Origin of the sequence: Nocardia sp. NPDC058499 (assembly GCF_042719915.1) — a bacterium.
Taxonomy (GTDB): domain Bacteria; phylum Actinomycetota; class Actinomycetes; order Mycobacteriales; family Mycobacteriaceae; genus Nocardia.
The window spans coordinates 104,663-119,781 of record NZ_JBHXMZ010000010.1 but is presented as its reverse complement, the minus strand read 5'-3'; the positions used below and the strand labels follow the sequence as shown (position 1 = coordinate 119,781).

Genomic DNA, 15,119 nt, shown 5'->3' with positions numbered 1-15,119 from the left:
GCGGTTGCGACCGCCGACCACCCGGGGGGACCGACAACTGATGCCAGCCCCCCATACAGACACCGCCGCCACCGCCGTCCAGCTCCCCGGCACCGGTGCCCCCGCACCGGCAGCGCCCGCTCCTGCGCAGGTATCCGGCCGGGCCGGTTTCGCGCCCGGTGTGCTGGGCTGGTTGCGGTTCTGCGCCGATTTCCTGCGCAGCCCGGAAGGACATGCGGCGCTGCTGGGCTTCATCGGGGCGATCATGATCACCTTCGGTGGGTTCGGCGCCGGCAGTGTGCGCGAACGCGATCCGATACTCGAAGCGGTGCACCTGTCCTGGCTGCGATTCGGGCACGGGTACGCGCTGTCGATGATCTGTGTATGGGCCGGCGTGCTGATGATGGTGGCCGCCTGGGTGCGGCTGGGCCGCATCACACTGGGCTTCGGTGGCCACTCCGGCGACGTGCGCCTCAACGAATTACGCGCCATCGTCGGTATCTGGATCACCCCGCTGATGTTCGCGGTACCGATGTTCAGCCGGGACGCCTACTCCTACCTCGCCCAGGGCGCGCTGCTGCGGGACGGTTTCGACCCATACCAGGTGGGTCCCGTCGCCAACCCCGGCGTCCTGCTCGACAACGTGAGCACCGTCTGGACCACCACCACCGCGCCGTATGGCCCGGTATTCCTGCTGATGGGCCGGGCAATCACCGCGGTCACCGGCGACAACGTAGTGGGCGGCACCATCGCGCTACGGTTCGTCATGCTGCCGGGCCTGGTGCTGATGATGTGGGCGGTGCCGTACCTGACCAAACATCTCGGTGGCCGGCCCACGGTCGCGCTGTGGCTGGCCGTGCTCAATCCGCTGGTACTGATCCACCTGATCGGCGGCGTGCACAACGAGATGCTGATGGTCGGGCTGATGTGCGCGGGGATCGCGCTGGTCCTGGAACGTCATCATGTAGCGGGAATCGTGGTGGTCGCCATCGGGGTCGCGATCAAGGCCACCGCCGGTGTGGCGCTGCCGTTCCTGGTGTGGATCTGGATGCTGCACGAACGCGACCGGCGTGCCGAGGACGGCCAGCGTGCGGCACTCGCGACGACCAGCCGGGAATTCCTGGCGCACCACTGGAAGATGTTCGCCAAGATCGCCTCGCTCGGCCTGGCGGTGTTCGCGGTGGTGTTCGTGGCGGCGTCCGCGATCGCCGGGGTCGGGATCGGCTGGCTCACCGCGCTGTCCGGGTCGCAGAAGATCATCAACTGGTTGTCGCTGCCGACGATCCTGGCGCATATCACCACCTGGATCACCCCCTTCGAGCTCGGCTCGACCCTCGAGGTGACCCGCCTGCTGTGCATGGCCGCACTGCTGGGACTGCTGGTGTGGACCTGGTGGCGGTTCAAACTCACCGAACGTGATGCGGTGCTGGGGATCCTGATCGCCTTCGTCGCGATCGTCATCCTGTCGCCGGCCGCGCTGCCGTGGTACTACTCGTGGCCGCTGGCGCTGGCCGCCGGGTTCGCGCTGTCGACCACCACGCTCATGACACTGGTCGGCGTCTGCACCTGGTTGATGCTGGTGTTCCAGCCGGACGGTTCGATCGGGCTCTACAACTTCTGGCATGTCGCCGCCGCGACCTTCGCCGCCGTCGTCGCCGCGCTCTCACTGCGGACGGTGGATCCGCTGCGCCTGCGCGGAACGCCCCGGCAGGTCACGACACCCACTGTCCCCGCTGGACCGTGAACTCCGAGCACGGCCCGAAGGTCGCCGGCGAACTCGGTCTCCACGCCGCAGGGCAGACCGGAGACGCCCCGGCAACACCCGCCCGGCCCGCGGCAGCACCGCCGACGGCGGCACCGGCGACGGCGGCACCGGCGACGGCGGCACCGGCGACGGCGGCACCGGCGACGGCGGCACAACCCCCGTCGAATCGAGTATCGAGGAATGTGCAGGGCGGCCCGCCCACCGCCTCCGGCTCCGGCTCCGGCTCCGGCTCCGACTCCGGCTCCGGCTCCGGCTCCGGCTCCGGCTCCGAGCACGGTCCCGGTGCCACCACTGTGTACGGCACGGCACCTGCTGCTGCCGGCTTCAGCACTGCGCTCCCCACCGAGCACAGCACCGCGCTACCAACCGGACGCAACGCCGCACCCCCAGCCGGGCACAACGCCGCGCGACCAAGCCGGCGCAACGCCGCGCTCTCAACAGGGCACAACGCCGCAGACACGCATGGGCGATCGATCGGCGCCGCGGTGGGCGGACAGGATATCGATCACCATGCCTGCCCGGAACCGCGTGAGCGCCCGGCCGCCTGGACCACCGCATCCCTCCGCATCGCCGACCCCGAAATGTTGCGCCGGGCATACGACCGCTGCCGCCGGACGGCCGCCGTCCACGGACGCACCTACTACCTGGCGACCCGGTTGCTGTCCGCCGAGCAGCGCCCCGCCGTACACGCTCTCTATGCCTTCGCTCGGATGGTGGACGATATCGTCGACGGCCCGGCGCTCCGAGATGCCCCGTCGGCCGTGCTGGACTCCGTCGAGCTCGCTCTGCGCACCTCGTGGTCACCCGCCGCGCCTCTCGTCCCGCCCCAACCGAGCGTGACCGTCCCGGCCGAGTCGCCGGGCCTCAGCGCTACCCCGCCATTCGACTCACTCCGCTCCACCGCGACCGCCCCGCTCGACTCCCTCTGGTCCAGCACGACCACGCCGCTCCACCCATCTCGACCCGACGCGACTGCCCCGGCCGAGCCAGGGCTCAGCATTGCCCCGCCATTCGACTACCCCCGGTCCGTCCCGACCCGGCTGCTCGCGGCCCCGCCCAGCGCAACCACCCCGCTGGACCCACCCGGGCTCGGCGCGCTGCCCGCCGGGTTCGACGAGATCGCCCTGGCACTCACCGACACCGTCACCCGGTTCGCCATCGATCCGGGCCATTTCCGGACTTTCCTGGACTCCATGCGTATGGACGCCCCGGGTTCACCGTTGTTCCGGAACCGCTACCCCACCATGGCCGCCCTGGACGAATACATGCGCGGTTCGGCAGCGGCCATCGGCCTGCAACTGCTTCCGGTACTCGGTACGGTCGTCCCCCGCGCGGCGGCCGAACCCGCGGCGGCTGCCTTGGGCAACGCCTTCCAGCTCACCAATTTCCTGCGCGATATCGGCGAAGACCTCGACCGCGACCGGATCTACCTGCCCGCCGACGAACTCGCCGCGTTCGGCGTCGACGAGGAACTGTTGGTGTACTGCCATCGGACCCGCAGCACCGATCGCCGGGTCCGCCGCGCGCTCGCGCACCTGATCGCCGTCAACCGCGACCTGTACCGCCGCGCGCACCCGGGTATCGAGCTGCTCAGTCCACGCGTACGCCCGGGTATACGCGCGGCCGCCACCGTGTACGCGGCCATCCTGGAACGTATCGAAGACAGTGGTTACAACGTGTTCGCGCGGCGCGCCGTGGTCCCGGGAGCTCGCCGACTGCAGCTGGCAGCCGCCGCCGCGCTGCGCCGGTAGCCTTACGCGTCCTCGGCGATGCGTAAGGCCGGCACCCCCGCAGTGCGCCGGCAGCACATCGCTGTCGCCGGCCGCCGATACCCGCGTCGGAAAGACACGTCTACACCGGCAGCGCAGGCGGGTCACCGATGGCCGGCAGCGAGCGACAATGACCGTCAGTCCAGGCGTGACCGGCGCCGACCCTGCGTTGACGACGCGGAGGGAGACCGACCGGCGCACCGGCAGCGGTGTACGGCGTTGCCACTCCTACGAGCTCGGGCGGAGCGGCAGCGTCAGAAGGGATCGGCGGCTGCGCGGCGCAGTACCTCGCGGGCCAGCGGGCCGTGCAACGCCTCTACCGGTTTACCGGGCAGGGTGTCGTCGTCGGTGAAGATCCATTCCAGAATCTCCTCGTCGGTGTACTTGGCGTCACGCATCACCGTGATCAGGCCCGGTAGGAATTTCAGTACCGCACCCGCTTCGTCGAAGAAAATCTCCGGGATTCCCGCCACGCGGTCCCGGCGCACCGCGAGCAGCTGATTGTCCCGCAGCATCTGGTGCACCCGGGTCACCGCGACACCCAGGTTCTTCGCGACATCGGGTAACGAGAGCAGCGGTACCGAGGCGGGCAGGACATCGGCACTGCAAGGAAAGGTACTCACAGCAGACAACCGTAGACGGCGGCCGCTCGCACGCGGTGAGACACCCGCACCGGTTCGGCCGATAACATGTGGGAGCCGCAGCGGCGGCGACCGTGCAGACGCGGTACGAGGGTGGAGAGGTTCGTGACAGCCGGAGGAGAATTGATCGGCGCCGTACTGGATCGGCGCTACCGGATCGACGCGCCGATCGCCCGGGGCGGGATGTCGATGGTGTTCCGGGGTGTGGACACGCGGCTGGGCCGGCAGGTCGCCATCAAGGTGATGGATCCCAAGTTCGCCGGTGATCCGCAGTTCCTGACCCGGTTCGAGTTCGAGGCCCGCGCGGTGGCGGGCCTGAAACACCCTTCCCTCGTCGAGGTGTACGACCAGGGCATCGACGGCGAGTACCCGTTCCTGGTGATGGAACTGGTCCAGGGCGGGACATTGCGGGAGCTGCTGCGCGAACGCGGGCCCATGCCGCCGCATGCGGTTCGTGCCGTCGCCGAACCGGTGCTGGCCGCGATCGGGGTCGCGCATGCGGCCGGTCTGGTGCATCGCGATGTGAAACCGGAGAATGTGCTCATCTCCGACGGCGGCGATGTCAAGATCGCCGATTTCGGGTTGGTCCGTGCTGTCGCCGCCGCCAATACCACCTCGGCCAGCGTTATCCTGGGCACCGCCGCCTACCTCTCGCCAGAACAGGTCACCAGCGGTAGCGCCGATGCCCGCAGCGATGTGTACGCCTTCGGCATCCTGATCTTCGAACTGCTCACCGGCAAGGTGCCGTTCACCGGCGACAATTCGCTTTCGGTGGCCTACCAGCGGGTCGAGAACGACGTTCCGAGCCCGAGCGAGTTCATCTCCGGGGTACCGCCCGAATTCGACCGGCTGGTCGCCCGCGCGACCGCTCGCGAGCCCGGGCACCGGTTCGCCGACGCCACGGAGATGGTGGCCGAACTACGTTCCGTTGCCGCGCGGCTGAACCTGCCCGACTACCGGGTCCCCGCGCCGCAGGAATCGGCGGAACACACCAGCGCCCGCCATCCGGTCGCCCGCCCGGTGCCCGAACCCGTCGCCGCGCAGGGTCCGCAACCGACCCGCATGGTGACCACGGCGCAGCCACGCAACGAACCTCCGCCGCCTGCCTATATTCCGCCGCAGCGCCCCACCCAGTACAGCTCCTTCCAGGAAAGTCACGCCGCCAAACGCCGCAACGGGATGATCTGGACGGCCGCGGTGGTGGTGTTGACCCTGCTGGTCGGGATCGGCGGCTGGTGGCTGGGTATGGGCCGCTACAACTCGGTGCCCTCGGTCGCCGGGATGACGGTCGAACAGGCCACCGCGGAACTCCAGGAGGCCGGTTTCGAGACCGGGACCCGGGACAAGGCCTCCGATACCGTGCCCGTCGGTGGTGTGGTGGGCACTGATCCGGGGCCGGGTGCCCGGGAGACCAAGGGCTCGACCGTCGATATCCTGGTGTCCAGCGGTAAACCGGAAGTTCCCGGGGTCTCGCCCGGTGCCGATTGGGACGAGGTCCAGCAGCTGATCCGCGATCAGGGCCTGCAACCGGTCGACGCCGGCGAGGTCGCCAGCACCGCGCCCGAAGGCACCCTGGCCCGGATCGATCCCGCACCCGGCACCGTGCTGCCCGCGGGCGCGCATGTACAGGTCTGGAAGAGCAACGGGTCCGAACCGGTCCAGCTGCCCGATCTCCGCGCCGACACCCCGGAGCAGGCCCGCAAGAAACTCGAAGACCTCGGTCTCACCGTCGCCGGTGAGCAGCACACCTACGACGAACTGGTGGAGGTGGGCCGCGTGATCGGCACCGAACCCGGCGTCGGCACCACCGTCGACGCCGGTTCCTCGGTCACCCTGCTGATCTCCGAGGCGGTGACCATGCCGTCGGTGGTCGGCAAATCCGTCAGCGAAGCCCGCCGCACTCTGGAAGGGCTGGGCTTGCAGGTCGAGGTGCGCCAGTTCGCACCTCTGGACTCCTCGGTCGTGATCTCGCAGCGGCCCGCTGCCAACGCAAACGTCGAATCCGGCGCCTCGGTCTCGCTCGTCGCGGTGCCGTAGTTTCGCGCACCGGCGCGCTCGGGGATCCGGTCCGCTGGGTCCGAACCGATCGAGGGCATCTCGCTGAACTCGGCGCGGCCACCGGTCGACTCCGGTTCGGCGGGGGCGCCGAACCGGAACGTCCAACCGGTATGTGTGCGTCGATCATCCGCGGGGTCGATGGCCGGCCCGAATGGTTCTGTTGATCCGGCGCGGCGACGCACATCCGCCCGGATCGGTTTCGCCCACCGAAGGTGCCGCAGGGCCTACCGCAGCATCTCGGCGACGAGGAAGGACAGTTCCAGCGACTGCTGAGTGTTGAGCCGGGGGTCGCAGGCCGTTTCGTAGCGTCCGGAAAGGTCCAGATCGGAGATGTCCTGGGCGCCACCGAGACATTCGGTGACGTCTTCACCGGTGAGTTCGATATGCAGCCCACCGGGGTGGGTGCCGAGGGCGTGGTGCACCTCGAAGAATCCCTGGACTTCGTCGACGATCCGGTCGAAGTGGCGGGTTTTGAACCCGGTGGAGGATTCGTGGGTGTTGCCGTGCATCGGATCGCACTGCCAGATGACCTGATGGCCGGTGGCCTGCACCTTCTCCACGATCGCGGGCAGCACTTCGCGGACGTTCGTATTGCCCATCCGGGAGACCAGCGTCAACCGGCCGGGCTCGTTGTTCGGGTCGAGGCGTTCGACATACTCCACTGCCTGGGCCGGAGTGGTCTTCGGGCCGATCTTCAGGCCGATCGGGTTGGCGAGGAGTTCGGCGAAGGCGATATGCGCGCCCTCGAGTTGGCGGGTACGTTCCCCGATCCACAGGAAATGCGCGGACAGGTCGTAGAGCACCGGATCGCCGGCGGAATTCTCGGCCAGACGCAGCATGGCGCGCTCGTAGTCCAGCACCAGCGCCTCGTGCGATGCGTAGATGCGCGCCGATTTGAGGCTGGGGTCGTTGACCCGGCACGCGGTCATGAACCGCAGGCCGCGGTCGATCTCCTCGGCCAGCGCCTCGTAGCGGGCACCGGCCGGCGACTGGGCCACGAAATCCCGGTTCCAGTCATGCACCCGGTGCAGATCGGCCATACCCGCGCTGGTGAGCGCCCGCACCAGGTTCATCGCCGCGCTGGCGTTGGCGTAGGCGCGTACCAACCGCGACGGGTCGTGCTGGCGCACACCGGCCTCGGCGACCAGTGAATTGACCATATCGCCGCGATAGGACTTCAGGCCGAGCGCATCGGTATCGGCAGACCGGGGCTTGGCGTACTGACCGGCGATCCGCGCGACCTTCACCACCGGCAGGCTGGCGCCGTAGGTGAGCACGACGGCCATCTGCAGCAGCGTCCGCAGGTTGCCGCGGATATGCGGTTCGGTGTTGTCGGCGAAGGTTTCCGCGCAGTCCCCGCCCTGCATCAGGAAGGCCTCGCCCCGCGCGACATCGGCGAGCTGCTCGCGCAGCTCGTCCACCTCGGCGGGCAGGCAGATCGGCGGCACACTCTCCAGCACCGTCCGCATGTTCGCCGCCTGGTCGGCGTCCCAGGACGGTTGCTGCAGAGCCGGCCGTGCCAACGCGTCGTCGAGCCGTTTACGCAGTTCGGCGGGCAACGGCGGCAGCTCGGGCAAACGGTCGATGGGTACGTCGACGGTCCAATTCACCAGTTCAGGATAAGTGGTGGCCGATCCGCGGATATTTCCGGAGGTGTTTCCGGGCGCACCCCGCCACGTCGGAGCGCACAACTAAGCTCGGTGCGTTCTGTCGACCACCGAGGAGACCCACCGGTTTGAGGTATTTCTACGATTCGGAATTCATCGAGGACGGTCGCGTGATCGATCTCGTATCGATCGGCGTCGTCTGTGAGGACGGACGGGAGTTCTACGCCGTCTCCTCGGAGTTCGATGCCGGTCTGGCCGGGCCCTGGGTGAGCAAACATGTCCTGCCGAAGCTGCCCCCGAAGACGTCACCGCTGTGGCGGACCCGGGCGCAGATCCGGGACGAACTGCACCGGTTCCTGGTGCCGCGCGCGACCGTACAGCCCGAGATGTGGGCGTGGGTGGGTGCCTACGACCATGTGGTGCTGTGCCAGCTGTGGGGGTCGATGGTCGACCTACCGCCCGACCTGCCCCGCTATACGAACGAGCTGCGGCAGCACTGGGAGGCACACGGCCGCCCGGAGTTACCGCCACCCCCGCGCGATGCGCACGACGCGCTGGCCGACGCCCGGCATAATCTCGCCAAATTCGAGGCCATCGAAGCGGCCCGCCGTCGCGCGGGCTGAGGTCGCCGGCACTGTAACGCCAACAGGCCCCCTGGCTTGCCAGGGGGCCTGTTGTCAGCGGTGCGGGCGGGTACTCGCCGCCCGGCCTACGGGTCAGTGCCCGTGGTCGCCGTCCGAGCGCGCTTCGTCCTGCACTCGTTGGAGGATGGCGAGCTGCCGGTGCTCCTCTTCCAGTTCGGTCGCGAAATGCTGTTCGCTCTCCGCACGGGGGTCGGGGCGCAGGAAGCTACCGGTGCCGGGCTGACCGGCCGAACCCAGCTTGTTCATCTTCTTGGGCACTACCGCACCCTGGTACTCCAGCGGCAGCGGGTGGCCGTGGTCGTCGACCGGGCCCAGCGGCTGGTGCACCTCGATGTACTCGCCGTGCGGCAGGCGCTTGATCACACCGGTTTCGATGCCGTGCTCCAGGACCGCCCGGTCACTGCGCTGCAGGCCGATGCAGAACCGGTAGGCCAGGAAGTACGCGATCGGCGGTCCGAGCAGCAGACCGATACGACCGATCCAGGTCGTCGCGTTCAACGAGATATCGAACTTGAGCGCGATGATGTCGTTGACGCAGGACAAGGTGAGCACCACGTAGAAGGTGATCGCCATGGCGCCGATCGCCGTGCGGACCGGAACGTCACGCGGCCGCTGCAGCAGATTGTGCCGGGCGGTGTCCCCCGTGAGCCTCTTCTCGATCCACGGGTAGGCGATGAGGACCACGAATACGAGCCCCATGATCAGCGCCACCCAGAAGGCCGCGGGCACGGTGTACCGGCCCAGGTAGAGCTCCCAGGGTGGCATCAGACGGGCCATACCGTCGGTCCACATCATGTAGAAGTCCGGCTGCGAACCGGCCGACACCTGTGACGGGTTGTACGGACCCAGGTTCCAGATCGGGTTGATCTGCAGCAACCCGCCCATGAGGGCCACGAAGCCGAGGGTGAACGCGAAGAACGCGCCCTGGTCGGCGGCGAACACCGGGACGATCCGGGAACCGACCACATTTTTCTCGGTGCGGCCCGGGCCGGGGAACTGGGTGTGTTTCTGATACCAGACGATCGCCACGTGCGCGGCGATGAGCGCCAGCATGATGCCCGGCAACAACAGCACATGCGCGATGTAGAGGCGCGGCACGATGATGTCGCCCGGGAAATCGCCACCGAACATCAGCCAGTGCAGCCAGGTGCCCACCACCGGGACGCCGATGGTGATACCGGAGAACGCGGCGCGCAAACCGGTACCGGAGAGCAGGTCGTCCGGCAGGGAGTAGCCGAAGAAGCCCTCGAACATGGCCAGGATCAGCAGCAGCGATCCGATCACCCAGTTCGCTTCACGCGGTTTGCGGAACGCGCCGGTGAAGAAGATGCGGAACAGGTGGATGATGATCGACGCCGCGAACAGCAGCGCCGCCCAGTGGTGCACCTGCCGGACGAACAGGCCGCCGCGCACCTCGAAGGAGATGTTCAGCGCGGTCTCGTACGCCCGCGACATACCGACACCGCGCAGCGGCTGGTAGGCGCCGTCGTAGGTGACGTGCGCCATCGACGGGTCGAAGTACAGCGTCAGGTACACACCCGACAGCAGCAGGATGATGAACGCGTACAGCGCGATCTCACCCAGCAGGAACGACCAATGGGTGGGGAACACCTTGTTGATCGATCGTTTCATGAAGGCGGCGGCACGATACCGCTCGTCGATTTCGTTGGCTTGTGCCGCGAGCTTGCGGCCGGTAGCCGTTCCAGCACTCATGATCGACGCTCCCAGAAGGCCGGGCCGAGGGGTTCGATGAAGTCACCGTTGGCGACCAGGTACCCCTCTGAGTTTACGGTGATCGGCAGCTGCGGCAGCGCCCGGGCGGCCGGACCGAAGATCGGCTTGCCCCATTCGGTCGCGGAGAACTGCGACTGATGGCACGGGCACAGAATCCGGTTGGTCTGCTGCTCGAACAGCGAGGTCGGGCAGCCGAGGTGGGTACAGATCTTCGAGTAGGCGAAGTAATCGCCGAAGTTGAAGCTCTCCTGACCCTTCCGTTTGATCGCGTTCTTCGCGTCCTCGGGCCGCAGTCGGATGAGCATCACGGAGTTGCGGATACCGCGCAGCGACTGCAGGGTCGCATGCTCGTCACCGCGCCAGGATTCCTTCCACGGAAACACGGTCTCCATCGCGCCCGCGTCGAGGTCCTCCGGGCGTACCAGCACGATGTCCTGCGGACGGCCGGTATCGCGGCGGATGTAGATGGTTTCGCCCTCGTAGTCGGGAGTCCAGCCGGACACCCACAGCGGCGATTTATCGCCCTTGGCCCACGGGTTCTTCACCATGCCGCCGACGAACACCAGCAGTGCGCCGATACCCAGCACACCGACGCCGGCGCCGGCGGTGCGGGTGATCAGCTTGCGGCGGCCGAGGGTGGAGGTCTCGGCGGCGTCGGACAGCTGGGCGGCCAGCGTGCGCCGGTCGACCTCACTGGACTTACCGTCGTGCCGGTCCTGGACCGAAAGCTCCGCGGGAATGAACTTCTTGCGGATCAGCACCACCGCGATACCGATGGCCAGGATCGAGATACCGAAGGTCAGACCGTACAGCGGCGTGGTGAGGGAGTAGATGCCGTGGCCGGAGTCGTCCTTGCCCTTGTACTCCCAGGGCCAGAACAGGAACACACCCACCAGGGCGGCCGCGGCCAGACCGGAGATCGCGAACCACATCGCGACCTGCCGTTCGGCGCGCTTCTCCGCGCGGGTACCCGGCACCGGCCAGCGTTCCCGCCGGTAGGCGACCTCGACGCCGTCCCGCGCGGTGCCGAGCTCGACCAGCTCGTCACGCGACATCGCGTCCAGTTCGGCCTCGGTCGGTTCCGCCGGGGTCGCGGCCGCGGAATCTTTGTCCAGGCGACCCATCTCGTTTCGCTCCTGTTCTTCACTCATGGCTGAGGCCCTTCCAGTGGGGCATGCCCGGCCGTGCGCCGCTGATGCGGCGGACGACTCCGGATACCGGCCCGATCATGTCCGGGATCCGATCCAGATCGCGGCACCGACGACCGCCACGATGCCGATCACCCAGATGGCGAGGCCCTCGGTGGCGGGACCGAATCCACCCAGACCCCAGCCGCCGGGATCCTTCGCTTCGGCGGAGTCCTTGACGTAGGCGATGATGTCGCGCTTCTCTTCCGGCGTGAGCTGCCGGTCGGAGAACTTCGGCATATTCTGCGGGCCGGTGAGCATCGCGGCGTAGATCTGCTGCTCGGAGGCCGGGTCCAGCGGCGGAGCGAACTTACCCGAGGACAGCGCGCCACCGCGACCGGTGAAGTTGTGGCAGGAGGCGCAGTTCATCCGGAACAGTTCGCTACCGCGGCCGATATCGCCGCCACGCAGCGATTCCTGGGCGATCTCACCGTTGGCGTCGCGGATCACGGTCGGGCCACCACCGTTGGCGGCGACATAGGCGCCGATCGCGTCGGTCTGGTGGGCGTCGAACTTCGGCGGTTTGCGTTCGGCCTGCGCTTCGTTGCGGACCATCGGCATACGCCCGGAGGACACCTGGAAGTACACGGCCGCTTCGCCCACGCCGATGAGGCTGGGGCCACGGTCGGGCACACCCTGCAGGTTGGCGCCGTGACAGGTGATGCAGGAGGTCTCGTACAGCTGCTGACCCTCGCGGATAAGCGCCACCGAATCCTCGTTCGCCGTGGCGACCTGGGGCTCGGGAGTGAGCGCAGAGGCGAGGAAACCGGCTCCGACGAGGCCCACCATGAGCGCGAGACCACCCGCGATCCGTCGGCGGATGCGGCGCTGCCTGCGCTTCTTGCTGGCCTCGCCGTGCCCACCGCTGGCGGGCGCTGGCGCTGTCGGGGGCGATGAACTCATCTGTGTCCCTTTGGAGTAGACGGAACCGTGGCGGGCTGTGTTGACTTGGGCGCTCGCGCGCAGGCCGGCATCGACGTCACTGGATGAAATAGATCACGGCGAACAGCCCGATCCAGACGATGTCGACGAAGTGCCAGTAGTACGAGACGACGATCGCGGCGGTCGCCTGCGCGGGCGTGAACTTGCTCATCTTGGTACGCGCGAGCAGGAACAGGAAGGCGATCAGGCCGCCGATGACGTGCAGGCCGTGGAAACCGGTGGTGATGTAGAACACCGATCCGTAGGAGCTGCCCGAGATCGAGGTGCCGTGGTCCACCAGGTGGATGTACTCGTACCCCTGGCCGAGCACGAAGAACAGACCCATGAAGAAGGTCAGGACATACCAGCGGCGCAGCCCGAACACGTCACCGCGCTCGGCCGCGAACACACCCATCTGACAGGTGAACGACGAGGCGATCAGTACGGCGGTGACCGGTATGGCCAAGCCGAGGTTCAGCTCGGTCGGCGGCATGGGCCACTCGGGCGCCTGACTGCGCGCGACGAAGTACATCGCGAAGAGGCCGGCGAAGAACATCAGCTCGCTGGACAGCCAGATGATGGTACCGACGCTGACCATGTTGGGCCGGTTCAGCGAATGCACACGCTGGGTTATGGCCGATCCTGAGGTACCTACTGCGGTCGTCACGGGGTAAGTATGACTCTTCGTAGTACGACAGTCGAAGTCGGGTTCCCATCTTGATCTTTTGTGTCGGGATTCACCGGCTCAGCGCGTCTCTCGCTCTGTCCCGGCGTGTCGGATGCTCCGGCGCCGGGCCGGCTGCCGAACCAGCACAGATGCGGTGCGCCCATCGGTCCGAGGGGGACGCACCCCATGCGTGGCATCCATCATCCGATCGTGATCGCCAATGGGGATTGCGCACCGCAGCGCTACCCGGCCGCGCCGACCGTCGGATCGAGATCCGGTCCCACCCCCGCGCGGACAGCGCTGCGCTACCCAGCCCGGGGCACATTAGGGTGTTGCATGACCGTTCGGTCACCGGTATCGGCGCGACGAGGAGATAGAGATGAGCGTGCGCAGCTGGCCCCAGATGCTCGGGGCCCTCGCCGACGGACACGACCTCACCGCGGACGATACGACCTGGGTGGTCGACGAAATCTTCACCGACAACTCCACCTCCGCGCAGATCGCCGCGTTCGGGGTGGCCATGAAGATCAAGGGCCCCACGCCCACCGAACTGTCGGGTATGGCGCGCGGCATGCTCGGCCACGCGCGCCTGGTGAAGATCGACGGCGACGCGGTCGACATCGTCGGCACCGGCGGCGACCGATCGGGATCGGTGAATATCTCCACCATGTCCGCGGTCGTGGTCGCGGCGGCCGGTGTGCCGGTGGTCAAGCACGGCAACCGGGCCGCGTCCTCCAAGAGCGGCGGCGCCGATGTGCTGGAGGCACTCGGCGTGAAGCTCGCCCTCGGCCCGGAATCGGTGGCCCGGTGCGTGCGCGAGGTGGGGATCGGGTTCTGCTTCGCCTCCCTGTTCCATTCGGGACTGCGGTTCGCCGGCCCCGCCCGTAAGGAAATCGGCATCCCGACGGTTTTCAATGTGCTGGGCCCGCTCACCAACCCGGCCCAGCCGCGCGCCGGACTGGTCGGCTGCGCGTTCCCCGACCTGCTGGAAACCATCGCCGGTGTCTTCGCCGACCGCGGGGCCGGGGCGCTGGTGGTACGCGGCCATGACGGCCTGGACGAGATCACCACCTCCGACACCACCGACGCCTATGTGGTGGCCGGCGGCCGGGTCCGGAAAACGGTTATCGACCCGGTGCGACTCGGTATCCCCCGGGTTCATCTCGACGCGCTGCGCGGCGGCGACGCCCAGGTGAACGCACAGGTCGCCCGGGATGTCTTCGCGGGCGATCCGGGTGCGGTCCGCGATGCCGTCCTGGTCAACTCGGCAGCCGCGATCACCGCCTACGATCTCTCCCGTGGCGCGGAACTCGACGGTGACCTCGACGATCACCTGGTCGCCGGGATCGAACGCGCCGCCGCCGCCATCGACAACGGCGCGGCCGCAGACCTCCTGGACCGATGGGCCGCGCTCACCCGAACCCTCGGCGAGGCCTGAACGCAGTCGCTGCCACTGTCGGCACCACGGCACGAGGGCCCGACCCCAGCGACTGCGTTACCCCGCGGGGGCCGCTCGACCGGCGGCCGGACGCGGCACCGCGACCGTATCGGCGGATGGGCCGTGCGGCCGCGGAGATTTCCGGGATGCTCCGTGAAATACGAAGGGTGTCCGCGGGCAGCCCCGGCCTCCCGGCGAGTATCCGCTACTCGCCGATGGAGAACCCGGCCTCGACATCCGCGCTCGAATACGATTTGAACGCGATATGGGTGACGGTGCGCTGCACTCCGGCCACCTTGTCGATCCGCCCGGTGACCACCTCGGCGACCTGTTCGTGGTCGCGCACCCGCACCAGCGCGATCAGGTCGACGTCCCCCGCGCATGAGTACACCTCGGCGACCCCCTCGGTATCGGCCACCGCCTGAGCGGTCTCCGGGATGCGCCCGTTGTCGGCCTGGATCAGAACGATCGCGGTAATCATGCCAACAGCCTAAGCACCCCCGGCCTACGCCGGCTGCGGCAGCGCCGCCGACCGTCCCAGGAAGCCGGCGCGGTTGACCGCCCCTGACGGCGGGCCGTAGGAACGGGTTCCGGCCCTTGCACTACTCACGGGGCGATGGCGGCCGGATTTCTTGTGCGGGCGGAATCCGGAAACTGCCCCGGCGCTGCACGTAGCCGCGCGACGGACCGCGGGCCGTTCGCGAGCACC

The 15,119-nt window shown here is 68.1% G+C and carries 12 protein-coding genes; 5 read left to right on the top strand and 7 right to left on the bottom strand.

Going from position 1 to position 15,119, the window contains the following annotated elements; all coding sequences use genetic code 11:
• The first annotated feature begins 40 nt into the window (after positions 1–40).
• Positions 41–1,723 carry an alpha-(1->6)-mannopyranosyltransferase A gene (locus ACFWPH_RS26955; protein ID WP_378754911.1) on the top strand — a complete coding sequence of 561 codons (1,683 nt, stop codon included), beginning with the start codon at positions 41–43 and terminating at the stop codon, positions 1,721–1,723.
• Positions 1,724–2,229: 506 nt separating this feature from the next.
• Positions 2,230–3,495 carry a squalene/phytoene synthase family protein gene (locus ACFWPH_RS26950; RefSeq protein ID WP_378754910.1) on the top strand — a complete coding sequence of 422 codons (1,266 nt, stop codon included), beginning with the start codon at positions 2,230–2,232 and terminating at the stop codon, positions 3,493–3,495.
• 272 nt (positions 3,496–3,767) lie between these two features.
• Here ACFWPH_RS26950 and ACFWPH_RS26945 read toward each other — a convergent pair whose 3' ends face one another.
• A complete protein-coding gene (locus ACFWPH_RS26945; RefSeq protein WP_378754909.1) occupies positions 3,768–4,136 on the bottom strand; it encodes an Rv2175c family DNA-binding protein in 369 nt (122 codons plus the stop codon).
• A gap of 141 nt (positions 4,137–4,277) precedes the next feature.
• Between ACFWPH_RS26945 and pknB the strand changes: the two genes are divergently transcribed.
• A complete protein-coding gene (gene pknB / locus ACFWPH_RS26940; RefSeq protein WP_378755086.1) occupies positions 4,278–6,191 on the top strand; it encodes a Stk1 family PASTA domain-containing Ser/Thr kinase in 1,914 nt (637 codons plus the stop codon).
• Positions 6,192–6,436: 245 nt separating this feature from the next.
• Here the strand turns inward: pknB and ACFWPH_RS26935 are convergent, their stop codons facing one another.
• Complete coding sequence (locus tag ACFWPH_RS26935; RefSeq protein ID WP_378754908.1) at positions 6,437–7,822, bottom strand: class II 3-deoxy-7-phosphoheptulonate synthase; 1,386 nt, start codon at positions 7,820–7,822, stop codon at positions 6,437–6,439.
• 125 nt (positions 7,823–7,947) lie between these two features.
• Here ACFWPH_RS26935 and ACFWPH_RS26930 point away from each other — a divergent pair, with 125 nt between their 5' ends.
• Positions 7,948–8,442: a polyadenylate-specific 3'-exoribonuclease AS gene (locus tag ACFWPH_RS26930; RefSeq protein ID WP_378754907.1), complete on the top strand. Its 495-nt coding sequence runs from the start codon at positions 7,948–7,950 to the stop codon at positions 8,440–8,442.
• 93 nt (positions 8,443–8,535) lie between these two features.
• Here ACFWPH_RS26930 and ACFWPH_RS26925 read toward each other — a convergent pair whose 3' ends face one another.
• The 4 genes from ACFWPH_RS26925 to ACFWPH_RS26910 all read right to left on the bottom strand — a co-directional run bounded on the left by ACFWPH_RS26925 (position 8,536) and on the right by ACFWPH_RS26910 (position 12,972).
• Positions 8,536–10,176, bottom strand: coding sequence for a cytochrome bc complex cytochrome b subunit (locus tag ACFWPH_RS26925; protein ID WP_378754906.1), 1,641 nt, complete (start codon positions 10,174–10,176; stop codon positions 8,536–8,538).
• Positions 10,173–11,321, bottom strand: a complete 1,149-nt coding sequence (locus ACFWPH_RS26920) for a ubiquinol-cytochrome c reductase iron-sulfur subunit (protein ID WP_378755085.1) — start codon at positions 11,319–11,321, stop codon at positions 10,173–10,175. Before ACFWPH_RS26920 ends, ACFWPH_RS26925 begins: the two co-directional genes overlap by 4 nt.
• 102 nt (positions 11,322–11,423) lie before the next feature.
• A complete protein-coding gene (locus tag ACFWPH_RS26915) occupies positions 11,424–12,287 on the bottom strand; it encodes a c-type cytochrome (protein WP_378754905.1) in 864 nt (287 codons plus the stop codon).
• 76 nt (positions 12,288–12,363) lie between these two features.
• On the bottom strand, positions 12,364–12,972 hold the full coding sequence (locus ACFWPH_RS26910) for a heme-copper oxidase subunit III (protein ID WP_280413805.1): 609 nt from the start codon (positions 12,970–12,972) through the stop codon (positions 12,364–12,366).
• A gap of 379 nt (positions 12,973–13,351) precedes the next feature.
• On the opposite strand from ACFWPH_RS26910, the gene trpD reads away from it, so the two are divergent.
• Positions 13,352–14,410, top strand: a complete 1,059-nt coding sequence (gene trpD, locus ACFWPH_RS26905; protein WP_378754904.1) for an anthranilate phosphoribosyltransferase — start codon at positions 13,352–13,354, stop codon at positions 14,408–14,410.
• Positions 14,411–14,615: 205 nt separating this feature from the next.
• On the opposite strand, the gene ACFWPH_RS26900 is transcribed toward trpD, so the two are convergent.
• On the bottom strand, positions 14,616–14,891 hold the full coding sequence (locus ACFWPH_RS26900; RefSeq protein WP_062978630.1) for an Lrp/AsnC family transcriptional regulator: 276 nt from the start codon (positions 14,889–14,891) through the stop codon (positions 14,616–14,618).
• Between the last annotated feature and the right edge of the window lie 228 nt (positions 14,892–15,119).

Excerpts from the sequence above, each read along its gene's own strand:
- ACFWPH_RS26955 (WP_378754911.1), top strand. The coding sequence starts at position 41 with ATGCCAGCCCCCCATACAGACACCGCCGCCACCGCCGTCCAGCTCCCC.
- ACFWPH_RS26925 (WP_378754906.1), bottom strand. The coding sequence starts at position 10,176 with ATGAGTGCTGGAACGGCTACCGGCCGCAAGCTCGCGGCACAAGCCAAC.
- ACFWPH_RS26920 (WP_378755085.1), bottom strand. The coding sequence starts at position 11,321 with ATGGGTCGCCTGGACAAAGATTCCGCGGCCGCGACCCCGGCGGAACCG.
- ACFWPH_RS26915 (WP_378754905.1), bottom strand. The coding sequence starts at position 12,287 with ATGAGTTCATCGCCCCCGACAGCGCCAGCGCCCGCCAGCGGTGGGCAC.
- trpD (WP_378754904.1), top strand. The coding sequence starts at position 13,352 with ATGAGCGTGCGCAGCTGGCCCCAGATGCTCGGGGCCCTCGCCGACGGA.
- ACFWPH_RS26900 (WP_062978630.1), bottom strand. The coding sequence starts at position 14,891 with ATGATTACCGCGATCGTTCTGATCCAGGCCGACAACGGGCGCATCCCG.